General features: G+C 59.7%; 15 protein-coding genes. 8 read left to right on the top strand and 7 right to left on the bottom strand.

Annotated features, from left to right (window positions below; genetic code table 11):
- Positions 1-194: 194 nt before the first annotated feature.
- Genes ICA16_RS17400 through cbiE form a run of 3 tightly spaced genes read right to left on the bottom strand, consistent with a single transcriptional unit; the run spans position 195 to position 3,221 of the window.
- The gene (locus ICA16_RS17400; RefSeq protein ID WP_210701132.1) at positions 195-923 is read right to left on the bottom strand and encodes a cobalt-precorrin-6A reductase; all 729 of its coding nucleotides are present in this window, start codon (positions 921-923) and stop codon (positions 195-197) included.
- Complete coding sequence (locus ICA16_RS17395; RefSeq protein WP_210701131.1) at positions 920-2,017, bottom strand: cobalt-precorrin-5B (C(1))-methyltransferase; 1,098 nt, start codon at positions 2,015-2,017, stop codon at positions 920-922. Before ICA16_RS17395 ends, ICA16_RS17400 begins: the two co-directional genes overlap by 4 nt.
- A complete protein-coding gene (gene cbiE, locus ICA16_RS17390; protein ID WP_210701130.1) occupies positions 2,010-3,221 on the bottom strand; it encodes a precorrin-6y C5,15-methyltransferase (decarboxylating) subunit CbiE in 1,212 nt (403 codons plus the stop codon). Before cbiE ends, ICA16_RS17395 begins: the two co-directional genes overlap by 8 nt.
- A gap of 132 nt (positions 3,222-3,353) precedes the next feature.
- Here cbiE and cobG point away from each other — a divergent pair, with 132 nt between their 5' ends.
- The 5 genes from cobG to ICA16_RS17365 all read left to right on the top strand — a co-directional run bounded on the left by cobG (position 3,354) and on the right by ICA16_RS17365 (position 15,162).
- Positions 3,354-4,658 (top strand): precorrin-3B synthase, encoded by a 1,305-nt coding sequence (gene cobG / locus ICA16_RS17385; protein WP_338049942.1) that lies wholly within the window; start codon positions 3,354-3,356, stop codon positions 4,656-4,658.
- Entirely contained in the window at positions 4,658-5,284 is a 627-nt protein-coding gene (locus tag ICA16_RS17380; RefSeq protein WP_210554215.1) for a precorrin-8X methylmutase, read from the top strand. The genes cobG and ICA16_RS17380 overlap by 1 nt, the downstream gene beginning before the upstream one ends.
- Entirely contained in the window at positions 5,281-6,015 is a 735-nt protein-coding gene (locus ICA16_RS17375; protein ID WP_390896383.1) for a precorrin-2 C(20)-methyltransferase, read from the top strand. The genes ICA16_RS17380 and ICA16_RS17375 overlap by 4 nt, the downstream gene beginning before the upstream one ends.
- Positions 6,015-7,715, top strand: a complete 1,701-nt coding sequence (cobJ, locus tag ICA16_RS17370) for a precorrin-3B C(17)-methyltransferase (RefSeq protein WP_210701128.1) — start codon at positions 6,015-6,017, stop codon at positions 7,713-7,715. Before ICA16_RS17375 ends, cobJ begins: the two co-directional genes overlap by 1 nt.
- Positions 7,716-8,022: 307 nt before the next feature.
- Positions 8,023-15,162, top strand: coding sequence for a TcdA/TcdB pore-forming domain-containing protein (locus ICA16_RS17365; RefSeq protein WP_210701127.1), 7,140 nt, complete (start codon positions 8,023-8,025; stop codon positions 15,160-15,162).
- Between the two features lie 112 nt (positions 15,163-15,274).
- On the opposite strand, the gene ICA16_RS17360 is transcribed toward ICA16_RS17365, so the two are convergent.
- Entirely contained in the window at positions 15,275-15,871 is a 597-nt protein-coding gene (locus tag ICA16_RS17360; protein WP_150617957.1) for a MarC family protein, read from the bottom strand.
- A gap of 228 nt (positions 15,872-16,099) precedes the next feature.
- Here ICA16_RS17360 and ICA16_RS17355 point away from each other — a divergent pair, with 228 nt between their 5' ends.
- From ICA16_RS17355 to ICA16_RS17345, 3 genes are read left to right on the top strand one after another with little or no spacing between them, the layout of a single operon-like run.
- The gene (locus ICA16_RS17355; RefSeq protein WP_210701126.1) at positions 16,100-16,900 is read left to right on the top strand and encodes a hypothetical protein; all 801 of its coding nucleotides are present in this window, start codon (positions 16,100-16,102) and stop codon (positions 16,898-16,900) included.
- Between the two features lie 59 nt (positions 16,901-16,959).
- On the top strand, positions 16,960-17,673 hold the full coding sequence (locus ICA16_RS17350; RefSeq protein ID WP_210701125.1) for a hypothetical protein: 714 nt from the start codon (positions 16,960-16,962) through the stop codon (positions 17,671-17,673).
- Positions 17,658-18,299 (top strand): hypothetical protein, encoded by a 642-nt coding sequence (locus tag ICA16_RS17345; protein WP_210701124.1) that lies wholly within the window; start codon positions 17,658-17,660, stop codon positions 18,297-18,299. Before ICA16_RS17350 ends, ICA16_RS17345 begins: the two co-directional genes overlap by 16 nt.
- Before the next feature lie 5 nt (positions 18,300-18,304).
- Here the strand turns inward: ICA16_RS17345 and ICA16_RS17340 are convergent, their stop codons facing one another.
- The 3 genes from ICA16_RS17340 to purH all read right to left on the bottom strand — a co-directional run bounded on the left by ICA16_RS17340 (position 18,305) and on the right by purH (position 24,244).
- Positions 18,305-21,079 carry a hybrid sensor histidine kinase/response regulator gene (locus tag ICA16_RS17340; protein WP_210701123.1) on the bottom strand — a complete coding sequence of 925 codons (2,775 nt, stop codon included), beginning with the start codon at positions 21,077-21,079 and terminating at the stop codon, positions 18,305-18,307.
- A gap of 99 nt (positions 21,080-21,178) precedes the next feature.
- Positions 21,179-22,474: a phosphoribosylamine--glycine ligase gene (purD, locus tag ICA16_RS17335; RefSeq protein WP_150617952.1), complete on the bottom strand. Its 1,296-nt coding sequence runs from the start codon at positions 22,472-22,474 to the stop codon at positions 21,179-21,181.
- 162 nt (positions 22,475-22,636) lie between these two features.
- On the bottom strand, positions 22,637-24,244 hold the full coding sequence (purH, locus tag ICA16_RS17330; protein ID WP_047299539.1) for a bifunctional phosphoribosylaminoimidazolecarboxamide formyltransferase/IMP cyclohydrolase: 1,608 nt from the start codon (positions 24,242-24,244) through the stop codon (positions 22,637-22,639).
- Positions 24,245-24,261: the final 17 nt, after the last annotated feature.

Genomic DNA, 24,261 nt, shown 5'->3' with positions numbered 1-24,261 from the left:
TTGTAGGATTAAATTCGGACGCAGTCAGATATTCGGTCAAGCCTGGGACATTGTAGGAGTGAGCCTGCTCGCGAAATCGCTGTGTCAGGCAATGAGGTGCCGGCTGTGCTGACGTCATCGCGAGCAGGCTCACTCCTACAGTGGTCTGTGTCATCCGCATAATCTGTGCACACCGGAGCGACGGTGCGACCTTTTTAAAGCCGGTTGAAGGTCGCGAGGGCGGTGATGACTTCGTCGACCGACCCAAACTCCCGATCAACCCCCGGCAACCCCGGCCGCTTCAACACAATCACCGGCACCCCACGCTCCCGAGCCACTTCCAGCTTCGGTTCGGTCGCCGTGCTGCCGCTGTTTTTGCTGATCAGCACATCAATCTGCCGCCGTTCGAATAGCGCCCGCTCGTCCTCCAGCAGGAACGGCCCACGTGCGCCGATGACTTCGCAGCGTTCGTTGCCGGGATAAACGTCGAGGGCGCGCAGGGTCCAGAATTGTTCGGCGGGGATTTCGTCGAGGTGTTGCAACGGTTCGCGGCCCAAGGTGAACAGGGGGCGACGAAACGGTTCGAGGGCGTCGATCAGTTCGGCCCAGTCGCTGACTTCACGCCAGTCATCGCCCGGCTGCGGTTGCCACGCAGGACGGCGCAAGGCCCAGCAGGGGATACCGGTCAGTTGCGCGGCGGTGGCGGCGTTCTGGCTGATTTGTGCGGCGTAGGGGTGAGTGGCATCGAGCAGCAGATCAACGCCTTCATCGCGAATGAACTGCGCCAGACCTTCAGCGCCACCGTAGCCACCGACGCGCACCTGACAGCTTAGATCGCTGGGCACACGACCCACCCCGGCCAGGCTGTAAATATGTTGCGGGTCAAGGGTGCGGGCAATCGCCAGCGCCTCAGTCACGCCGCCCAACAACAGAATCCGCTTCATGCGAAACCTCCAGCATGGCCGACAATGCCGCCCTGACGATCAATCGCAAATACCTCGACCTGCACCTGCGCTGGCACCACGCTACGGGCGAAATTCAACGCGTGTCGACAGACTTCATCGCCCAGTGCGATCCCCACTGCACTGGCCATCGCCAACGCCTGCTGGCTGGTGTTCGCCTCACGAATATTCTGCTGCAAAGTCTCGTCAGCGCCGATCGCCGCCGCCCAGTCGGCCAGTTGCGGCAGGTCAATGCTGGAATGGCGCGAGTGCAGATCCATGTGCCCGGCCGCCAGTTTGCTGATCTTGCCGAAACCGCCGCATAGACTGAGTTTATCCACAGGCACTTTGCGCAAATGCTTGAGCACCGCGCCGACAAAGTCGCCCATTTCGATCAGGGCGATTTCCGGCAAATCGTAGACTCGGCGCATGGTGTCTTCGCTGGCGTTGCCGGTGCAGGCGGCGATGTGCAGGTAGCCGTTGGTCTTGGCGACATCGATGCCTTGGTGAATGGAGGCGATGTACGCCGCGCAGGAAAAGGGCCGGACGATGCCGCTGGTGCCGAGGATCGACAATCCGCCGAGAATGCCCAGGCGCGGGTTCATGGTTTTCAGCGCGAGGGCTTCGCCGCCCTCGACGTTGACGGTGACCTCGAAACCGCCGGCATAACCGGTTTCGGCCGCGAGCAGGCTCAGGTGGTCGCTGATCATCTTGCGCGGCACCGGATTGATCGCCGGTTCGCCCACGGCCAGCACCAGTCCCGGGCGGGTCACGGTGCCAACGCCCGCACCGGCATTGAAGCGAATCCCCGGTTCGGCCAGCAGTCGCACCCGCGAATAGAGCAAGGCGCCGTGGGTCACGTCCGGGTCGTCGCCGGCGTCCTTGATCGTCCCGGCTTCGGCGCCGTCGTCGGTCAACCGGCAGAACTCCAGACGCATCTGCACCTGCTTGCCCTTGGGCAAGATGATTTGCACGGCATCGGCCGAGACTCCGCCGAGCAGCAGCCGGGCGGCGGCGAGGCTGGTGGCGGTGGCACAGCTGCCGGTGGTCAGGCCGCTGCGCAGGGGCGCGGGTTGTTCGGCGGTTTCGTCACGCATCGAAAGGTTTGACCAGATCGAGCAGGGTGATCGGCAACGCCTGACGCCAGGTGTCGAACTCGCCGAGCGGTTGCGCCTGAGCGACGTGGATGCGCGTCAGCTCGCCGCCGTAACGTTCGCGCCAGTGCATCAGGGTGACTTCGCTTTGCAGGGTCACCGCGTTGGCGACCAGTCGGCCGCCGGGTTTGAGTTGTTCCCAGCAGGTTTCAAACACGCCTTCGCGGGTCACGCCACCGCCGATGAAAATGGCGTCCGGGCGCTCCAGTCCCGCGAGTGCTTGCGGTGCCTTGCCGCGAATCAATTGCAGCCCTGGCACACCCAGCGCGTCGCGGTTGTGTTCGATCAATTGCTGACGGCCGTCATCGGCTTCGATGGCCAGTGTCCGGCAGCTTGGGTGAGCGCGCATCCACTCGATGCCAATCGAACCACTGCCCGCGCCGACGTCCCACAGTAGTTCGCCGGGAGTCGGCGCGAGGCGGGCGAGGGTGATCGCGCGCACGTCGCGTTTGGTCAGTTGGCCGTCATGCTGGAATGCCGAGTCGGGCAGGCCGGCGAGACGGGACAGTCGCGGGGTTTCAGCGTTGGCGCGGCATTCGACGGCGATCACATTCAGATCGGCAATCGGCGGGTCGCACCAGTCATTGGCGCTGCTGTCGATACGCCGTTCGGCGTCGCCGCCCAGATGTTCCAGCACGCTTATGCGACTCGAACCAAAGCCGCGGTCACGCAACAATTGCGCGACTGCCGCGGGACTGGCTCCGTCATTGCTCAGCAGCAACAGACGCACGCCGCTGAACAACTGCGCATTGAGCGCCGCCAGTGGTCGAGCGACCAGCGACAGCGTCACAACGTCCTGCAACGGCCAGCCGAGGCGGGCGGCGGCCAGCGAGCAGGAGGATGGCGCGGGCAGGATCAGCATCTCGTCGCTCGGCAGTTGCCGCGCGAGGCTGGCGCCGACGCCGTAGAACATCGGGTCACCGCTGGCCAGCACGCACACCGCTGCACCGCGCTGCTCAAGCACCGGTGCCAGCGAAAAGGGGCTCGGCCACAACTGCCGCTCGCCGCGAATGCACACGGGCAACAGGTCCAGTTGGCGCTGACCGCCGACGATCCGCGAGGCGCCCATCAGGGCACGCCGGGCGTTTTTGCCCAGGCCCTTGAAGCCGTCTTCACCGATTCCCACAACCGTCAGCCAGGGTGACATCTATATTCCTCTAAACATGCCGTTCCGACGGGCAGACTTTTCATGCCGCCGGACAAAGCAGGCATAATACCGCGCCTTCGCCCGCGAAGCGCCTTTCCCACGCAGCCGGTCAGCCCCTTGAACGAACGCCCGATGTCCACCGCCATACGCCCCTCGGCCTGCCCGGGGTTGCTGCGTATCGTCCAGGCATTGGACGGCGGCATCTGCCGGATCAAGCTCAATGGCGGCTCGATCAGCGCCGATCAGGCTGACGCGGTGGCCAATGCCGCCGAACAGTTCGCTGGCGGGGCGATTGAGGCGACCAATCGCGCCAACCTGCAAATCCGTGGCATCGGCGAGCAATCGGCTGCCCTGATCGACGGTTTGCTGGCTGCCGGACTGGGGCCACGCACCGCCGCAGGCGATGATGTGCGCAATCTGATGCTCAGCCCAACCGCCGGGATCGACCGCCAGATGCGTTTCGACACCCGCGCACTCGCCGAGCAGATTCTCGACACGCTGCAGAGCCATCCACGTTTCCACGAGTTGAGCGCCAAGTTCGCCGTGCAACTCGATGGCGGTGAAGCGCTGGCGATGCTCGAACATCCCCACGACCTGTGGTTGTCGGCGTTCGAGCGCGATGGCGAAACGTTGCTGGCGTTTGGTCTGGCCGGGTGCCCGAGCGATCGCGCGGTCGGCGCGGTGAAGCTGGAGAATGGCCATGCGCTGGTGGTCGCGGTGCTGGAATTGTTCCTCGAACTGGCGCGGCCCGAGCAAACGCGGATGCGCCATTTACTTGAAGAACTGCCGATGCTGGCGTTTCTTGAACAGCTCAGAACACGCTTGCCGATCAAAGCGATCAGCAACTGGCAACGTCTGCCAGGCGCGGACGATCTGCACATAGGCGTTCATCCGCAAGGCACAGACACTCTCGTCTACGTTGGCGCGGTGCCGCCACTCGGTCGCCTCGACCCGGCCATGCTGCGCGGTGCCGCTCAACTGGCTCGTCAGTTCGGTGACGGCAGCCTGCGTTTCACCCCGTGGCAAAGCCTGCTGCTGCCGAACGTGACGCAGACCGACGCAAACCAGGTGATCGAAGGCCTCAAACAACTGCACCTGCTGACCGAGGCCGCTGAGCCACTGGCAAGAATGATCGCCTGCACCGGCACCAACGGCTGTGGAAAAGGCCTGGCCGACACCAAAAGCGATGCCCGTCTGTTGGCGACGCTGCTGGCGCAAGCGCAAAGCGTGCACCTGTCCGGTTGCACGCGTTCGTGCGCCGCCGCGCACTGTGCCCCGGCGACCTTGCTGGCCGTCAGTGCCGGTCAATACGACCTCTATTTTCGCGATGCAGCACGGCCGGGTTTCGGCACGCTGCACGCACGCAACCTTACTATTGAAGCGGCCGCGGCACTCCTTATCGATGCTGCCCGAAGCCCGCTCCCGGAGCCCCCTTGATGCTTGATTACATCCGCGACGGTCAGGAGATCTATCGCAACTCCTTCGCGATCATTCGCAGCGAGGCCAATCTGGCGCGCATCCCCGCCGATCTGGAAAAACTCGCGGTGCGGGTGATTCACGCCTGCGGCATGGTCGAAGCCATCGACGGTCTGCAATTCTCTGAAGGCGCAGGCACGGCCGGGCGCGCTGCGCTGGCCGCGGGTGCGCCGATCCTCTGCGATGCGCGAATGGTCTCCGAGGGCGTGACCCGCGCGCGTCTGCCGGCCAACAACCAAGTGATCTGCACCCTGCGCGACGACAGCGTGCCGGAGCTGGCGCGCGAGCTGGGCAACACCCGTTCCGCCGCCGCGCTGGAACTGTGGCGCCCGCACCTGGAAGGCAGCGTCGTGGTGATCGGCAACGCGCCGACCGCGCTGTTTTATCTGCTGGAAATGCTCGATGCCGGCGCACCGAAACCGGCGCTGATTCTCGGCTTCCCGGTGGGTTTCGTCGGTGCCGCAGAATCGAAAGCGGCGCTGGCCGCCGACAGCCGTGGCGTGCCGTTTGTGATCATGCAAGGTCGACTCGGCGGCAGCGCCATGGCGGCCGCGGCGGTCAATGCCCTCGCTACGGAGATCGAATGATGCAGGCCAAAGGACGTTTGATTGGCCTGGGCGTCGGCCCCGGTGATCCGGAACTGATCACCGTCAAGGCCTTGCGCCTGCTGCGCGAATCGCCGGTGGTGGCGTACTTCGTCGCCAAGGGCAAAAAGGGCAACGCGTTCGGCATCATCGAAGCGCACCTGCAGGACGCGCAGAATCTGCTGCCGCTGGTGTACCCGGTGACCACCGAAGCGCTGCCGGCGCCGCTCTCGTATGAACAAGTGATCAGTGATTTCTACGATGAAGCCGCCGAGACGATTGCCGCGCATCTGGATGCCGGTCGTGACGTGGCGGTGATCTGCGAAGGCGATCCGTTCTTCTACGGCTCCTATATGTATTTGCACGACCGTCTGGCCACCCGCTATGAAGCGCAAGTGGTGCCGGGCGTGTGCTCGATGCTTGGTGGCGCGTCGGTGCTGGGTGCGCCGTTGGTGTACCGCAATCAGAGTCTGTCGGTGCTTTCCGGCGTATTGCCCCATGAAGAACTGAAGCGACGTCTGGCGGATGCCGACGCGGCAGTGATCATGAAACTGGGGCGCAATTTCCACAAAGTGCGTCAGGTGCTGGAAGAACTCGGCCTGGCCGAGCGGGCGCTCTACGTCGAGCGTGCGACCATGGCCAATCAGAAGATCGTGCCGATCGACCAGGTCGAGCCGATGTCGTCGCCGTACTTCTCGCTGATCATCGTGCCTGGCGAACGGTGGCAAGGCTGATGACTGCATCCACTCCCGCGATTGTCATTCTCGGTCAGGGCAGCCTGGCCACCGCCCGGCGCATTCAGCAGGTGTATCCGGCGGCGCAGATTCACGGCCTCGCCGGGCGTGTCGAAGGTGCCGACTGCACGTATCAGGAATTCGGCGCGACCCTGCGCCAGTTGTACCAGCAGGCCACGCCGATCATTGCCCTGTGCGCGGCCGGCATTGTCATCCGCACACTGGCGCCGCTGTTGCTGGAAAAGGGCGCCGAGCCTGCGGTTCTTGCCGTCGCCGAAGACGGCAGCGCCGTGGTGCCGCTGCTCGGTGGCCTCGGCGGGGTGAATGTCATGGCGCGGGAAATCGCTGCGGGGCTGCAAGTCGCGGCGGCGATCACCACCAGCGGCGAACTGCGCTTTGGCACTTGCCTGCTCAACCCTCCAAGCGGTTATGCGCTGGCGGATCTGGAGTCGGGTAAACGCTTTGTCTCCGATCTGCTGGCCGGGCACAGCGTGCGCATCGAAGGCGCAGCGCCGTGGCTGGAGCAGGCGCAACTGCTGGAAGATCCACAGGCGCAGCGTTCGATTCATGTCGGCAGTGCCGAGCGTGCGGCAAGTGCCGATGAGTTGCTGATCTATCCGCGCAGTGTTGCGGTGGCGGTGAGCGCTGACGGGGCGGATTTGCCGAGTGTGATTCGTAAGGCGTTGCAGCAGGCGAACGTCGCGGTTCAGGCACTGGCTTGTCTGCTGGCAGCGGATACCGCGATGGCCTCGGCTGACCTGCGCGAGGCAGCACTTGAACTGAATGTGCCATTGCGGTTTGTCCCGGCGCAAAGCGACATCAGCACGCTGGCGCGCATTGCGCTGCCTGAGGCCCGGATCGTTGAGGCAAACGGCCTGGCTATCGCTATCGCCGAACAGCCGCTGGACGTCGCGCACATCGGTCGCCCGCGCGGTCGTCTCGCGGTGATCGGCCTCGGCCCCGGCGCTGCCGAACTGATGGTGCCGGCGGTGAAAGCCGAACTGGCTCGCGCCACCGATGTGCTCGGCTATGAAACCTATGTGCGCATGGCCGGCCCGTTTCGCGACGATCAAGTGCAGCATTGCACCGACAACCGCGAAGAAATGCAGCGCGCCCGCCACGCCTTCAGGCTGGCGGCCGAGGGCCGTTCGGTGATTGTGGTTTCGTCCGGCGATCCGGGCGTATTCGCCATGGCGGCGGCGGTGCTCGAAGCGTTGCACGAGTCGGATGATCCGGCGTGGCACCGTGTCGATCTGGAAATTCTCCCGGGCGTTTCTGCGTCCCTCGCCACCGCTGCCCAGGCCGGTGCGCCGCTGGGCCATGACTTCTGTGTGATGTCGCTGTCGGACAACCTCAAACCGTGGTCGATCATCGAGAAGCGTCTCGATCTGGCCGCTGAAGCGGATCTGGCGCTGGCGTTCTACAACCCGATCTCCCGCGCCCGTCCATGGCAACTGGGTCGGGCCCTGGAAATCGTCGCGCAACATCGCACACCGCAAACCCCGGTGGTGCTGGGGCGTGACATCGGCCGGCCGGGGCAGACCCTGCGCACTACGACTCTCGGCGCTTTGACGCCGGATCAGGTGGACATGCGCACCATGGTGTTGATCGGTTCCTCCACAACTTGCACGTTTGCACGCGCCGGCGGAGGGGAATGGGTTTACACGCCTCGTTGGTATGGTGAAAAGCCGATTGGCTGAAAACTCGCCCATTGATCGGCCAGGGAAGTTGTAAGTAACTTCAACTTGGCGTGACATGGAGTTAATCCTTTCGCACTTAAAGTGCGATAACAAAAACAAGGCCGCGACCCATTCGGGTTCGCGGCCTTGTGCGTTTGCAGGTGAAAAAATCAAAGCTGAACGTGTTGCTGGATCATGCGCTTGTGCACTTTGAATGTTGTTCGATGTTTCGCGTGACACCGATTGAGTTTCTTTCTTGTTTGAGTGCGCCCTGTTTAAACAATAGTTTTGTTTGACGTTTTAACTATTGACTCAAGGATAAATGCATATGGGGGCTATGGAAAGTCATGTAAGCAAGGGCGGATTTATTTCGACTGAAGATTTTTCGATACTGCAACTGGCGTTGTTCGAGTTTGCCGCGTCTGCGGAATACGCGGCGCTGACTGCGCATCATGAAGTTGCCAGTAACACCGTTGATCCTGCCGAAAAACTGCTGGCGGTGAAGTTGTTTCAGGAGAAACTGGGATCACTGCTAAAACGCAGTAAACCGTCCGCACCTGTGGCGATCAATCGGATTCAAGGCGGGTTGACCGAATATATTGCGAGACTTTCGGCGACGGTGGAGATCCTTTCCGGAGCGGCAACACCCGTACCGAACATCATGCACTTCGTTTGGGTGGGCGGCAGTGAAGTTGGTGCGATTCAGCGTGATTACATGAATATCTGGCGCGAAGTGCTCAAGCCTGAGCAGTACCGGTTCAATCTCTGGTACGACAGCGACGCTTTGCTTGCTTTTGAAATGAATCGGGTGATTCTCGACAGCGCACGTATTGATGCGATGGAGTCGGGAGGCGCTCTGGCCGGGAAACCCGGCGAACTGGCACGCATGATCGAGGATCGCGCGCGCGTGTTGAAGCACCAGATGTTCGCGTACATCGAACAACCGCAATGGCGCGGCAGGGCGGATGAGGCCCGTATTGACCTGATGGTGCGGGCGTATGGCAAGGATCGCGCGACGCTTGAGGCCTTTCGCCAAAAGTGTCTGGCTTCGCATCAGGCCATGGCGGGATCGGATCTGGATTTGCGCGACGTACGTCAGGCGTTCGCCGGACACTTTTTACAGGATGTCTATCAGCGCGAAGTGGCCATGCGCGGCAACTTTGCGGCGGCCAGTGATGTGGTGCGTTTGCAGGCCGTGCACCTCGAGGGTGGCCGTTACAGTGACATGGATTACTTGCCACCGTTGGCCGACAAATTGGGTGGCGTGGATATCAGTGGTTTCAATGGAGAGCAGCGATTTGCGGTTCTTAAACTTTTACTGGATCACAACGAGGCGTTGATGCCGGGTCGCGATGCGCTTCGTTACGAAGGCATCGGCGGACAAATTCCTGCCCGGCATGTAGAGGCGTTGACCACATTTGCGCGCAGCAAACCGCGCGCTCTGGATATTTTTGTTGCGCCACGGGACAAGAGGGTTTCACGGCAAGCGATTCGCTTGGGGACTGCGCACAGCGATCCTTCAAGGGGGGAAATGAATGCGCATATGTTGGCCCATCCTGGTAGTGGTATGACCCGCTCCATCATGGAAGTCATACGGGTCAACTACGACTGTCTCACCGAAGTCGAACGGCGGATGGATGCAGCAGGCGCGGGATGGGGAGAGAAAGCACGGCTGAATAAAGTCATCGCCGATGTAATGGAAGAAAAAGCCGCACGAGTCATCGCACTGTCGCATGCGGATGAGTTGTATCTGCCCCGGCTGGAACTGGCGATTCTTCAGTATTACTCAGACGGGATTCGTCCCGAATCGCGCGGCACGATTGTATTGAGCGGTCCGAGTGCTGCCAGTGCAGGGCTCGGTAAGTACGCGGCCACACATCTGCAACTTGCTCAATGGCTGGCCGTGCGCGACAAACTGAAGTTGACGCAGGGCTACAACACATATACCGAAGAGGAACTCGTCAGCGGCTGGACGGTAAACGGTACCGAGGAGGACTGGTTAATAAAAGAAGTGGAAAAATGGCAAACCGGCAAACTCAAGTCGCGTTACGCCGGCCAGTTGGCGGACCTGCTGAAAGAACACACGCTGACGTTCAAGCAAGGCTGGCCGGTGATTGAAGGCAAACCGGTGTTGTTGACTTCAGTATTGCAGCAGTTGATGAATGATTTGGGCGAGCCATTCATTCGCGTCATGAAGGAGAAGTTGAGCGGTGATTTCACCTTCGACACAGCCTTCGCCCTTGATTTTGATACCCGTCAACAGATCATCGCGCAACCCGACAGCCAGATCCCGACGTCCCTTGGCGTCGAGTCCACCAGCAACCTGAACGAACTGTTCACCCACGTCGCCCACGGCTCACTCAAACCTGACCACCTGAGCCCGATGCTGCGCGTGATACTGGGCGGTATTTTCGGCGCTACAAGCCTGGACGCCGCCGGGTTCGCCAGTGTTTGGCAGCAAGTATCGGATATCGCGCACGCAACCACGCAAGACGGTCTGTTCGCTCGCTACAACGCCATCGAGAATGCCGTGCGCCAGCGTCAGCCAGCGGTCAACGAAACCGCCCCGGCGCCGGGTGGCCAGCCTGACAGCCACACTTCGCGCGAGCTCAAGGTGTTTGCCCTGACCGAACCGTTGACGCTCAACAGCTGGCGTGAGCGCGTTGAGCAGATCAACCGCACCGCGCGACGTGAATATCACGCGCAAATCCTCAAGCGCGGCGGGCAGGTGCGTGATCTGTTTTTCAAGGCAGGTGCCATTTCCAGCCGGCAGATGCCGCAGGATTTACTGATGAACACTGCAGGCGATCCGGGTCGGCGCTGCTATCCGCTGGCGCTGCTGACTGCGTCGGCACTGGCACAGGGCGAGTCGGCCGAGCGTGCACTGATCGGGCGTGTGGCCAACGCCGGCAAGACACCGGATGACGCTGATTCACGGGCCTTGCTGCTGGCACTGGATGAGCTGCATCAAACGCCCATCACCGAGCATGGAAGCGCGCGCGGCCTGCTCGGGCTGGAGGGTATCGTGCAGATGCTGCAAGCGAAAACGGCGCCCGCCGTGATGCTGCTCGATACCGGCAATCATGCGCTGTTGGTGGCCAAAGTCATGCAGGGCGATACGCCGGTCTTGCGCTTTTATGACCCCAACTTTGCGATTTTCAGTTTCGCCGCAGCGCCAGAACTGACCTTGGGTATGGCGCTCTACTTGAGCGCCGGAAAGAGCGCGATGGCCAGGCTTTACGGTCTGGACGACATTGCCAAAGCACAATTCAACGTAATCGAATTGGATACCACGAAGATAGCCAGCACCGTGCTTTCTTCCAATCTGCGGCTCGACAGCTTTCTGCAAAGTGAGGCGATTGCCGATGCTCAAGGTGTTTCAATCTGGGAAAAATATTCAGTAGAGCGCACCCGCTCGGTGAATGAAAACGCTCGAATGGGCGCTGGTCTGGCGCAGCTGGACGCTCGCTACTGGACGCAGGAGTTTGCCCAGGCCACCGACCTTTTGCGCGCCGAGCATAAACTGGGACCTGAATACCTGCCGTTGCTGGACACCGTCGAAAAAACGCCGGATGCGGGTTACTCGCTGACCATGGCCGACGCACGCCACCCGCAGAACAGCCTCAAGGTCTCGACCACCGACGCGCGGTTCAGCAAGATCAAACAACACCTTCAGCGTCTGGTGAAAACCCTGGCCGGTGAGGCCACCCATGCGGGGGAAGCCGACGGCGGGAGTCGCTTGAGTTTCGCCTTCGCGATTCAGACGCTGATCACTGAAATGCGCCAACGTGATTACCAGGACGGCGAAGGACAGATGCCGGCATTGGCGATTGCCCTTCAGGTTCAGGTGTATGTGAACTATGCACAACTGGGTTTTGGTGTGGTCAGCGACGCGGTGCAGATTGCCCGGCTGGTGCAACAGGTGTCTGCCGCTGAACAGGCACTGCGACAGGCCCCTGTATCGGGACGGTTGGTCGGTCGTGCTGCCACTGGCGTCGGCTTTGTATTCTCCCTCGCCAATATCGGCTTCGACATTTACAACCTGTCGATTGCCGAAAACCATGAACAGCGTTCGCGGTTTTCCACATCGCTGGCGTTCAACGTCGCAGCGCTGGGGCTGGATATCGTCGCGCTGGCCGCGGGCGGCGTCGTTGGCGGAGCAGCGGCTATTCTCTCTGTCCCCTTGCTCGGTATCGGCATCGGCGTGACGGCCATCGCCAGCAATCTGGGGCAGATCCGGGACAAGGCTACCGCCGTCGGCAATCATCTGCGCGATATCCAGAATGCCTACACTCCCGGCGCCTATACGCTCGAAAACGGGGTTCTGCAGTTCCCGGCCGAGGCGGTCATCACAGGCCTTGATCTGCAAGATAATCAAGTCCGGTTCAACAGCCAGAGTTTTTACCCATGGGTGGGCGGCCCTCTGGAGTTGCCGCATTACACCGCTGCCGCAAAGCATATGCACCGCGCCATCAACATTCGTGAGGCATTGGAGCTGCCCGAAGTCATGACGCTCGACAAGGGCCGAGCCAGCGATCGCCATACGGTCGTGCTGCCGTGTACGCCTGTCTGCTTTTACGGATACGAGTATCAACTGGGGGGCACGGGGCACAAGTACGTGCCCAAGCCAGGAGAGGTGGTTGCGCCGCGTGCCGCGAGTGAGGCCCCCGGGCCACAGTGGTATTCATACCTTTCGCCTCTTGCTGTGGCCATTGAAGCGATTGCCGACAGCTACAACGATGGCATCTATACCCGCTATCCTCAATTACGCAACAGTGCGGCTTACAAGTTGGAGTATGACAAACAAGGTAACCAACGGTTTTACCTGTACAGCACTCCATCGCTAAAACACATCCTCTACAAACTTATCCCGACCCATAAACCGACGAACATAGAAGTGCAACTGGATGAGCATGTCCGTCAGTTGGTAGTCCCGCAGTTGCCGAAGGAATGGAAACAGTGCATTTCTTACGAGATCGTCAGCCGTTCTCCCGGCATCCGTCAGCTCTGGCTGACGCCGGGGCTCGTTGCGGTTTCCCTGCGCAATTACGCAGCGACGCAGTGGATACTTCATGCAGCGTGGGCTGCCGAAAAAAGCATTCGCTTTAACGGCGTGACGCTTAACGTCGACGGAATTCCCATTGAAGGTCATGTGGACTTCATCGAACTGGCCAACGGTGAATTGTTCCGCCTCGACTGGAAAACCGCGCGGCTGGTGCTGGTATCAATCACGCTGCAGCATCCGGTTATGCTGGCCACCTTGTCGACATGGAACATTACGGCTGGCAGAGAAACTTCGCAGGCAGAGGTGAAGGAGCGGATTCGAAGGCTGGTAGCAGAGCAACGCGTCGCCACCGCTTATGTGCCGTTGTACAAGTTCAAGGTGCCGCTGAACGAGGCTAATCAACCGGTGTTCGTCACCGCTTACTATGACGTGGCGAACGCCCAGACGTTCTATGCGCGCAACCTGCCCGAGGCAGTCAATGACGGCGTGATGCTGGCGGCACTCGACACAAGGCACGCCTGGTTCTATCACCCCGAGCATGCAACGGTCTGGCGCGTCGACGCGATCACCGGCACCGTCAACCGTCGCTATCGGCTGATGAATCCCGCCTGTGGCTCAAGGATTGTCGGTTGTGAACAGACTGCCGGCGGCATTCGGGTGCGGCAAACGATGCTTGAAGTTGTCAGCGGCGTGGAGACCGGTTTTGAATACATTCTGACTGAGTCCGCGACAGTGCTTGAGTGCATCGACACTTCGGCTGCCTGGGGCGATTACACGCCGCGCCGGTCGGTGAATTACTGGCGTTCATTGGTTGATCGCTTCAAAACGCCGCGTGACTACTCCGATAGCCTCTCCGGCATGGCGCCGAGTGTGGCGATTTGGGGACCTGCCCAATTTGTGCAGATACGCAGTCATGTCCAGCAAGCGGTTCGAGATCTGGGCTGGATTCGTCTGGCCGATGGTCTGTATTTACATTTAAGCCGCGCCAGTGGCCTCGATCTGGATACGGTGATGCTGGTCTGGGATGAAGGTCTGGGCGATCTCCCGTTGTTCTACAGTAAAAGCGCCGGGCTACTGCAACGTGGTGCAGAGACGGATGCCGCGCAAGTCATCGCCAGTGACGTCATCGATGTCAGCAAATTCGGCCAGCGTTACATCGCCACTCGAGAAGACGGCCTGTTGTTCGAGGTCGACAAGCAAGGTGTGATGAATTTTGTCGGTGTCGGGAAGCACTGGTTGCGCAAGCATACGGATTGGCTCGCCGCTTTACCGGCACTTGCTGAAACGTGGAAAGCTGCGCCGTTTTCGATCATTGGGCCTGGCGATGTCAGCAGCGAACATTCACTGGCGATGTGGTGTATCGACGGCAAGGTCTTGCTGGCCAATATCACGGGTGCCAGGGAGTTGGATCTGGTTGGACTGACGCCTGACAAACAGGCCGCGTGGCTGCTGGATGGCTGGGGGCGACTCTATCGCCAGCCCCTGATGCAGATGGAAGGTTTGCGCCGGGTGTTTGCCGATGGCAGTCGTCTGTTGCATCCAGAGCATTTGCCACGCGCGGAAAAAGTCTGGTCGCAATGGTCATTTGCCCAAGTGCTGATGGACGGCGAAGGCCTGCTCGGACAATCCCACGAAGGTGTCAACCTGGAGCTGTTCGATCATCAGCCTGCACGTATTGTCAGTTTCGAAAACACATGGTCGGACACAGCCGGGCAACATCCCGAGCAGTTGCAGGAGCGCTTGCGAGCACTTTTGAGCAGGGAGAACCATGCGCCCTTCCTGCCAATCAAAGCGCATGAGGAGCGCTACACCTATTACGTGCCGAAACTGGATCGGCTGTTCGAAGTTGGCGGCCGCGCGGATGGGCAGTGGGCTGAGTTGCTGGGTACTCTCGGTGAGTCGGTGGCACTGCTGTTCGATCCTGTGGACGGCTTGATCTTCAGTCGTGGAGCGGCGACGAACATCTGGCTGCCGGACAGTTACGCACACCGCGACGGTGAGGTGCTGTCGCTTGAAGCGAGTGGTGAGGTCAACGATCTCGTGGCGATGCTGCCGGACGGGGTCACCACGTTGGTTCTGGCTTTCGGTGCGTTTACGTCGAGCTACCGAATCTCGGATGAAGCGTGGCAGCGGCTGGACTGCATCGTTGTCGATAGCCGCCGACCATCCGCTACGCAAGTCGCCGGCGAGGGCACGCTGGTTCTGGACCTGGCCAACAATGAACGCTTGGTGATGTCGCAGGTTGATGGGCAACTGGTGTTCAGCGATCCGGACAATGCGCACAGTCTGATCGTGCGCGCGGCTGAACCGCAGGAGGGGGAAACAGGCATGACAGTCCAAATCAGCATCGTTGTTGCCGACCACCTGTACACGCTCGCGACTCAGCAGTGGCTGAGCGCTTTGGCCAAAGCGCGGGGTGATAAAGGGTTTGCCACACTCGACGCGGTTGTTGAAAACGTTTGATTTGAATTCGGCAGGGCCGGTGAGCGCCGGTTAACCCTGAGCGACAGCAAAACGCCGCGAACGATACCGTTCGCGGCGTTTTACCGGGTGGTTATTGCCGGGGAGTCTGTACTCAAGGCACCAGATAACCCTTGATCCCGGTAAAGATGATCTGCGCCGCCAGTGCGCACACGAACAAGCCCATCAAACGACTGACAATCTGCAGACCCTGATCGCCGAGAATCCGCTCGATGCGGTTCGACAGGTACAGCACCACGCCGACGGTGAAGCTGGCCAGCGCGATACTTGTGATCGCGGTGAGTTTGTCGTCCCAGTGTGGCTGGCTGACGCCCATCACCAACAAGGCGCCGATGGTGCCGGGGCCGACGGTCAGTGGAATGGTCAACGGCACGATGGTCACATCCTGCTGCACATTGTCGGTTTGCACCACCGACTTGCCCTGCGCCATGCCCAGCGCCGATATGAACAACACGCTGCCGGCGCCGATCCGGAAGGCATCCACAGTGATGCCAAACACGTCGAAAATCACTCGCCCGAACAAATACAGCAGAACGCTGGAAACCAGGGTGGCGATCGCCACTTTCCACGCCAGTCGGCGTTGCTCCTTGCGCGAATAACCACGGGTCAGGCTGATAAAGCAGGACAACACGAAGAACGGGCTGTAGAGCACCAGCATCTTCAGGTAAACGCTGAATAACACGTGGAGCATGATCTTGGCTCACGGCAGGAGAATGTGGGGATGGAGTCTATCAGTCGTTCAAGTTTTTGTCGGTAACGTCTTTTTAATATGTTTGGAGTTGCTGTTCGTTTGGTTGTTGGTTGTTGTTTTGTTTGTTGATTATGTTACATCTTTAGGTTGGTATGTTTTTGTTTGGCTGGTTATGGTTGTTCTCACAAGTTCATGAGAGCTTGTTTGAGTAACGATAAGGAATTCGTGATGAGTAACCAAGTGATGCAGCCAACGTTTGTTGATAGGTGTTTGAAAGAAATACAACAATATGATGTCAGTGAAATGCCCGCTATTCGGAGTCGAAGTTTTGCCTCGGGTATTGCCGCGGGAGATGCTGTTGTAGTACCGGATAAAGGCTCTGTCGTTGGTGAGGGTATTCTGTCTTTTACGGGTAACCTCAGTGATGTAAATCGAACCGACGCACAAAATGCCTTTCTTTTCGCAAGCCTGGCGGCGAACAAACGGTATCCGCGGGAAGACCAAGGTCAAGAATGGTATCTTCTCTTCCGTAACGTTATGGAAGCCGCGGGCTGGACGTCTATCAGGAAATATTACAATGATCTTGAAGTAGGCGGTACCAGTGTTCGAATGGACAAACTGGTACTGGAGATTCTGGGTTCAGTTCTCTCGGGTGTAGCATTGCCCGGTCCGACTAGTGCATTGATGTTGAAAGTGGCAACCGATGCAATTGCAGCCCTGAGCAAGCGTGAGACCGCCTTGACGCTGTATGAACGAAACCTTTTGAATAACGGCGTGGGTGGTATTTCGACCGGAGCCTGTACCGAAGTAAATGGTGTGCCCTTAATGGCTGTCGGTGCAGTTCGTTTCCTGCGCAGGAATACGTCGGACAAAGTGCTGTTCGTCGATGTGGATGTTCGCAACGTGAAAATGTATCGTGGCGAAACCGTGTTTGAAAAAAACACTGATACAGCCAATGCAACTCGCGACTATATACGCACTAAGTTGGGTCTGAATGCACTTTCTAAAATCGAAGAGTTCGAGATTTAATCAGTGTTGGAAGGGCGGTCGGAGTCGGCTGCCCTTTTTTATATTCAGGAGGGGTGGACATGGTCGATGAATATTTGACGATGGTGGTGGGAAATTCCATTGTACTTGTGCCTGAAGTTGATGGTGCGGCGGCTTACGATGATCTGATCAATTCGATATTGCTTGCACAACTGGTGGCTAATAAAAAGATTGAAAAAACTCCTGAGATAGTCTGGTATGACGCCTGTATGGAAGTTCTCGATGCCTACTGGTTACGACAAAAAAAGTCGAATCAGACATGGGAGTTCAGTTACAACGCAGAAGGACTCGTGCCCGATGTGTTTACCGCCATGTTGACTTACGGCGCGTTGGGTGACGCCCATACAACCGCCGCGGTTCTGGCGCGAGTTGCAAGGTTGCCAGACAAAGAGCCGGCACTCCAACTGCTGCGCAGTCACATGCAACCATTGGTTGAGCCCAAGCCGACCGCAGTTCCAGAGCCTTTGATGGATGTACGTTTACTGGTGATAGTCGCGAAATCCCCCAACTCGATTACCAGCGCGTATGTCGAGTTCAAAACTCGACAGGTATTGAGCCCCAATCCATTCCAACAGTCGTATCAAGCTGATGATCTGCACGGTTTGGTTCACGTGCATCACGCGTGTGCAAACCTTATTGAACAGCTTTACGGCCCTGTGCGTGCCGCGACTGCCTTGAAAGTCAGGGACAGACTTGCGCGCAATGTTGCAACGTTGCCTCTGCCAACGGAGGTGGAATCATGTCGGCTGCGATGACACCGCAGGCAGCGGTGGTGGGCGGTAGCGTTGTGGCATTTGCCGGTAGCCTGCCGGCGTCACATCGAGAAGACATCTTCATGAGCACCGCCTATGCACAAAAGACTACGCGTGCGGCAATTGAGGATGGTCTTTCGGCTGACTGGTTCGAGTACTACTGCAAGGTACTCAAGTTTATCGGTTGGGATGTGCCGAAACCGCAAACCTTGACGCCATTGCGCAACAGCTTGATGGCCGGCCAGGCGACGCAACGGATTTCAACCATCATGGGCGAGGAGTTTTCCGAGCCAATGCGTCGTGCGCTGGTGGCAATGGAGCGCAATACATTGGCGCTCAAGCTGTTCGAGTCTACGAGCATTCGTGGCAATGCCGGTTTCTTTCAGATAATTCCCTGCGTCATGAGCGGCCTGAACAAGGTGCAGATGGGCATCTATAATCGTCAGTTCAGGATCAAGCGACAGATCTCAGGATTTCTGTTCGGCGAGGACGAGACGCTGATCCATGACAGCGTCGAACAGATCGCCGCCATCACATTCAACACCCTTTATTACGCCCAGTTTCGGGAAAAGGTAAAAAAGTCGGTAATAAGCGGCTCGCTCAATTATCTGAGCAGTCTGGAGATCTGAGCGATTCAGAAGGTCGACGCCGTACGATTGTGCTGATCACGTTGGGCCACCCAATGCTCGATCAACTCGCGCAATTGCGACAGCTCGACCGGTTTGGACATGTGCCCGTCCATTCCGGCCTGGCGTGCGCGCTCCTTGTGCTCGGCTAAAATGTGCGCAGTCAGCGCGACGATCGGCGTGCGGATGCGTTGGTTGCTGACTTCCCACGCGCGCAATTGCTGAGTTGCCGAGAAGCCGTCGAGGATGGGCATCTCGCAGTCCATCAACACCAGGTCGTAACGCTGGGCTTTCATCGCTTGCAGCGCTTCTTCGCCGTTGCTGGCGGTGTCGGGTTGCAGGTTGAGCTTGCCGAGCATGCCGCGAATCACTTTGGTTGAAATCGTATTGTCTTCGGCAACGAGGATGCGGAAGTCGCTCGGTACTTTGGCCACCGTGGCCGCGCTCACCACTTGCGGCTGGAACACCACCTGGCCTTTGTTGCGCTGGTTGAGTTCGTCCGCCAGGGTGGTCTTGAGCGTATAGCCGGCCACGGGTTTGGCCAGAATCCGTTTGATCCCCGAGTTGCGCGCGATGATCTTGCTCGGCGCGTTGCTGATGCCGGTGAGCATGATCAACAGGATATCGTGGTTCAGGCTTGGGTCTTCCTTGATCTTGGCTGCCAGTTGCATGCCGGTCATGCCGGGCATGTTCTGATCGAGCAGCACTACATCGAAGTAGTCGCGCAGGTGCGCCTTGGTGCGCAGCAGCGCCAGTGCTTCCTTGCCCGACGGCACGGCGCTGACGTTCAGGCCCCAGGCGCTGCATTGCTGCACCAGCACCTTGCGACAAGTGTCGTTGTCATCGACCACCAGCACCCGCGCGCCTTGCAGCGGGCTGTCGAGGTCGGAGGTCGGGTGTTCAAGGCGATCCGGGTCCAGCGGCAGCGTCAGCCACAAGGTGCTGCCCTGATTGGTGCCGCTCTTGATGCCGAATTCACCCTGCATCAACCGGATCAGTTGCCGTGCGATCACCAGACCCAGATTGCCTCCCAGACGATTGGCCGAAAGGAAATGCTTGCTGTGCAGCTCGGCGTGCATCAGCGCGTCACGCTCTTCCTGCTCCATCGGCTGGCCGCTGTCCTGCACGGCGATGCGCAGGCGTGGTTTGCTGCTGCGCTCATCGAGGGCGACGACGATCAGCACTTCGCCTTCGTCGGTTTTCTTCAGGGCGTTTTCCAGCAGGCTCAGCAGGGTCTGGCGCAGACGGGTCGGGTCACCGCTGATCACCCGCGGCACTTGCGGCTGAATAAAGCTGATCAGTTCGACGTTCTGCTGTTCGGCCTTGGCGCGGTAGATGCTCAGACAATCGTCGATCAAGGCGTTGAGATCGAACTGCACGTCGTCCAGTTCGATCTGCCCGGATTCGAGTTTGGAGATGTCGAGGATCTCGTTGATCAATGTCAGCAGTTCGTTGCCGGCGCTGTGGATGGTCTGCACGTAATCGCGCTGTTTGACCGACAACGGCGTGCCGAGCAGCAACTCGGTCATGCCCAGCACGCCGTTCATCGGCGTGCGGATCTCGTGGCTGATCTTGGCGAGGAACTCGGCCTTGGCGTTGATCTCGGCGTTGCTTGCGGCGAGGTCGCGACTGATGCTGAAGCGGCTTTCGGTGATGCTGCGTTGACGCTCGCCCAGCGCAATGCTCATCAACAGTCCGCTGATGCAGATAAACACCATCAACGTCATGATCAGGCCTTGCGGCGCGACCAAGGTCAGGCCCAGCAATGCCGGAAGAATGATCAGCGTACCGATGTTGAACACCACCATGGCGGCCACGAACAACCGCGCCGGGCGGTAGCCCTTCTGCCAGTGATAGGACGCGACAAACAACATGCTCAGGCCGGCGAGTGCTACCAGCGCGTAAGTGATGATGTTCAGTGGCAAGGTGTTGACGAACAACAGCAACAAGCTACAAGTCACGATGAACAGAATGTCGCCCAGCAACAGTTTGTTCAGCGGATGCGGGCCCAGCGGGGCGAAGAAGCGCAGGGCAAACATCAGACCGGCCGGAGCGGTCAGCAGCAACGCGAGATAAGCCCCTGGCGTCTGGATCGCATGCCAGTTCGGCAGCCAGGGGCCGGCGAGGTTGAGCAACAGCAACAGGCTGAGCCCCAACAGACCCTCGCAGACCGCGAGCCACAGGCTGCTGCGTGAACGGGAGTAGGCGTAACGCACGAGATTGTGCAGCAACAGCATGGCGAGGCAGCCGAACAACAGGCCGAAGATCAGTGTCTGGTTCTGGTCGGCTGCGCTCATGACCGCCGATTGCAGGGTGATGTGCGGGCGCAACTGATGGTCGGAAACCAGCCGCACGTAGACGTCGAGAGGCTTGCCACTTTGCGGCAGGGGCAGCATGAAGTCGCTGCTCGGTAGCGGCCGTTCAGCCTGGGGCTGGTCGGTGCCGGTGTTGCGTTGCTCGATCAACTGGTCGCCGTCGAGCACGTACAGATTGAGGTGTGAAAGGTCCGGGGCGAAGATCCGCAGCACTTGTTCGTGCTTGCCGGGCGCGAGCCTGAAACGCAGCCACAATGCTCCCTCGGGCTGGGCCGCGGTGAGGCGGTCAAGGTCGATGGGGCTGAATTGATTGGTGTAACGGGCTGAGCGGATGTCGCTCAGTTGCAGATTGCCCTGATCGTCGAGCAATACCGACCAGCCACTGCCTTGCGAGGCCTGGGCCGGGAGCATGCAGAGCAAGGTCAGCAACGTGACGGTGAAGCTTATGGCAATCCTGAGCCAGCGCACGGCGAAATCCCTTCTTAGGTTGATGCCAGAGTATAACGACGCGCGGCGGCGGAACAGCCCGGCGAGGAGCGGTCTCCTTCGCCGGACTTCAAGGACTGCTTATTCCTGGGTTTCGCCACGTTCACGGGCAATGGCGCGGTAGCCAATGTCCTTGCGGTAGAAGCTGCCTTCCCAGTCGATCGCGGCCGCCAGCTTGTAGGCTTGCTGTTGGGCTTCACTGACGCTGGCGCCCATTGCGGTGGCGCAGAGTACGCGACCACCGGCGGTCACGACCTGGCCATCTTTCAGTGCGGTGCCGGCGTGGAAGACTTTGCCTTCCAGGCTTGCCGCAGCGTCCAGACCATTGATCGCCGCGCCTTTGGCGTAGTCGCCCGGGTAGCCGCCAGCGGCCAGCACGATGCCAACGCTCGGACGTGGATCCCACTGCGCTTCGATCTTGTCCAGCGCTTGCGCCAGAGCGGCTTCAACCAGCAGCACCAGGCTCGACTGCAAGCGCAGCATCACCGGTTGGGTTTCCGGATCACCGAAACGGCAGTTGAACTCGATGACTTTCGGGTTGCCGGCCTTGTCGATCATCAGACCGGCGTACAGGAAGCCAGTGTAGACGTTGCCTTCTTCGGCCATGCCGCGCACGGTCGGCCAGATCACCAGGTCCATCACGCGCTTGTGCACATCGGCGGTGACTACCGGGGCAGGGGAGTAAGCACCCATGCCGCCGGTGTTCGGGCCGCTGTCGCCGTCGCCGACGCGTTTGTGGTCCTGACTGGTGGCCATCGGCAGGACATTCTTGCCGTCGACCATGACGATGAACGAAGCTTCTTCGCCGTCGAGGAATTCTTCGATGACCACGCGCGAACCGGCATCGCCGAAAGCATTGCCGGCAAGCATGTCGCGCACGGCGTCTTCTGCTTCGGCCAGGGTCATGGCAACGATCACGCCTTTACCGGCGGCCAGGCCATCGGCCTTGATCACGATCGGTGCGCCTTTTTCACGCAGATAAGCCAGGGCTGGCTCGATCTCGGTGAAATTCTGGTAGTCGGCGGTCGGGATCTTGTGGCGCGCCAGGAAGTCCTTGGTGAACGCTTTCGAGCCTTCCAGCTGCGCAGCGCCGGCGGTCGGACCGAAGCAGTCCAGGCCACGGGAGCGGAACAGGTCGACAACGCCAGCGACCAGCGGCACTTCCGGGCCGACGATGGTCAGGGAAACGTTTTTCTCGGCGAAATCGGCGAGTTGCTCAAGGGCCAGCACGTCAATGGCGACGTTCTCGCACTTGGCTTCAATCGCCGTGCCGGCGTTGCCCGGGGCAACAAAAACCTTCTGCACGCGCGGATCCTGAGCCACTTTCCAGGCCAGAGCGTGTTCACGGCCACCGCTGCCAATGATCAAAACATTCATTTCAAAAACCTCAAATTCTGTAAAGCGCTGCAAAACCTCTGTGTGCAAACCCTGTAGGAGCTGCCGGAGGCTGCGATCTTTTGATCTTGATCTCAAAAACAAGATCAAAAGATCGCAGCCTCCGGCAGCTCCTACAAAGCTTCTGCACAGAGGGAGCGTGTATCAGTGACGGAAGTGGCGCATGCCGGTGAACACCATCGCGATGCCGGCTTCATCAGCAGCGGCAATCACTTCAGCATCACGCATCGAGCCACCTGGCTGGATCACCGCAGTGATGCCGACCTTGGCCGCATTGTCCAGACCGTCGCGGAACGGGAAGAACGCGTCCGACGCCATCACCGAACCCGCAACTTGCAGACCCGCGTGTTCAGCCTTGATCGCAGCGATACGTGCGGAGTTTACGCGGCTCATCTGGCCAGCGCCGACACCGATGGTCTGACGGTTCTTGGCGTAGACGATTGCGTTGGATTTGACGTACTTGGCCACTTTCCAGGCGAAGATCAGGTCGTTGATTTCCTGTTCGGTCGGTGCACGCTTGGTCACGACTTTCAGGTCTTCGCTGCCGATCATGCCGATGTCGCGGCTTTGTACCAGCAGGCCGCCGTTGACGCGCTTGTAATCCCAAGCGGCAGCGCGGTCAGCCGACCACTCGCCGCAGGCCAGCAGGCGCACGTTGGCTTTGGCGGCAACGATGGCGCGGGCTTCTTCGCTCACGGAAGGGGCGATGATGACTTCAACGAACTGACGCTCGACGATCGCTTTGGCGGTCTCGGCATCCAGTTCACGGTTGAAGGCGATGATGCCGCCGAACGCCGATTCGGTGTCGGTGGCGTAAGCCAGTTCGTAGGCCTGACGGATGCCGCCTTCGGCGTCCGGGCTCACCGCCACGCCGCACGGGTTGGCATGCTTGACGATCACGCAGGCTGGCTTGACGAAGCTCTTCACACATTCCAGCGCAGCGTCGGTGTCGGCCACGTTGTTGTACGACAGCTCTTTGCCTTGCAGTTGGGTCGCGGTAGCGATGCCGACTTCGGCAGGTTTGGCTTCCACATAGAACGCCGCGCTCTGGTGCGGGTTCTCGCCGTAGCGCATTTCCTGAGCCTTGATGAACTGGCTGTTGAAGGTGCGTGGGAATTCGCTGCGGCCTTCGGTGCTCAGGGTTTCAGCGGCCTGGTTCACGGTGCCCATGTAGTTGGCGATCATGCCGTCGTAGGCAGCAGTGTGTTCGAACGCCTTGAGCATCAGGTCGAAACGCTGAGCGTAGGTCAGACCGCCGGATTTGAGGTTTTCGAGGACGTTGGCGTAATCGCTGGCATTGACCACGATCGCGACGTCTTTATGGTTTTTTGCTGCCGAACGGACCATGGTCGGGCCGCCGATGTCGATGTTCTCGATGGCGGTCGGCAGGTCGCAACCTGGCTTGTTGATGGTCGCTTCGAACGGGTACAGGTTGACCGCGACCAGATCGATCGGCTTGATGCCGTGTTCGTTCATGATGGCGTCGTCGATACCGCGACGACCGAGGATGCCACCGTGGATTTTCGGGTGCAGGGTCTTCACCCGACCGTCCATCATCTCTGCGAAACCGGTGTAATCCGCGACTTCCACTGCGGCAACGCCGTTGTCGCGCAGCAGCTTGAACGTTCCGCCGGTGGAGAGGATCTCGACGCCCAGGGCTTCAAGCTCCTTGGCGAATTCGAGGATCCCGGTCTTGTCGGAAACGCTGATCAAGGCGCGGCGGATCGGCAGGCGGGTAGTCTGGTCGGTCATCTCAATTTCCATCAAAA

This window comes from Pseudomonas anatoliensis, from assembly GCF_017976235.1.
Taxonomy (GTDB): Bacteria; Pseudomonadota; Gammaproteobacteria; order Pseudomonadales; family Pseudomonadaceae; genus Aquipseudomonas; species Aquipseudomonas anatoliensis.
This window is presented reverse-complemented; position numbering and strand designations above follow the sequence as displayed.

Coding starts and splice junctions, on each gene's coding strand:
- cbiE (WP_210701130.1), bottom strand. CDS start 3,221: ATGTCACCCTGGCTGACGGTTGTGGGAATCGGTGAAGACGGCTTCAAG.
- cobJ (WP_210701128.1), top strand. CDS start 6,015: ATGACTGCATCCACTCCCGCGATTGTCATTCTCGGTCAGGGCAGCCTG.
- ICA16_RS17380 (WP_210554215.1), top strand. CDS start 4,658: ATGCTTGATTACATCCGCGACGGTCAGGAGATCTATCGCAACTCCTTC.
- ICA16_RS17350 (WP_210701125.1), top strand. CDS start 16,960: ATGGTCGATGAATATTTGACGATGGTGGTGGGAAATTCCATTGTACTT.
- purH (WP_047299539.1), bottom strand. CDS start 24,244: ATGACCGACCAGACTACCCGCCTGCCGATCCGCCGCGCCTTGATCAGC.
- ICA16_RS17355 (WP_210701126.1), top strand. CDS start 16,100: ATGAGTAACCAAGTGATGCAGCCAACGTTTGTTGATAGGTGTTTGAAA.
- ICA16_RS17395 (WP_210701131.1), bottom strand. CDS start 2,017: ATGCGTGACGAAACCGCCGAACAACCCGCGCCCCTGCGCAGCGGCCTG.
- ICA16_RS17365 (WP_210701127.1), top strand. CDS start 8,023: ATGGGGGCTATGGAAAGTCATGTAAGCAAGGGCGGATTTATTTCGACT.
- purD (WP_150617952.1), bottom strand. CDS start 22,474: ATGAATGTTTTGATCATTGGCAGCGGTGGCCGTGAACACGCTCTGGCC.
- cobG (WP_338049942.1), top strand. CDS start 3,354: ATGTCCACCGCCATACGCCCCTCGGCCTGCCCGGGGTTGCTGCGTATC.
- ICA16_RS17360 (WP_150617957.1), bottom strand. CDS start 15,871: ATGCTCCACGTGTTATTCAGCGTTTACCTGAAGATGCTGGTGCTCTAC.
- ICA16_RS17345 (WP_210701124.1), top strand. CDS start 17,658: ATGTCGGCTGCGATGACACCGCAGGCAGCGGTGGTGGGCGGTAGCGTT.
- ICA16_RS17375 (WP_390896383.1), top strand. CDS start 5,281: ATGATGCAGGCCAAAGGACGTTTGATTGGCCTGGGCGTCGGCCCCGGT.
- ICA16_RS17400 (WP_210701132.1), bottom strand. CDS start 923: ATGAAGCGGATTCTGTTGTTGGGCGGCGTGACTGAGGCGCTGGCGATT.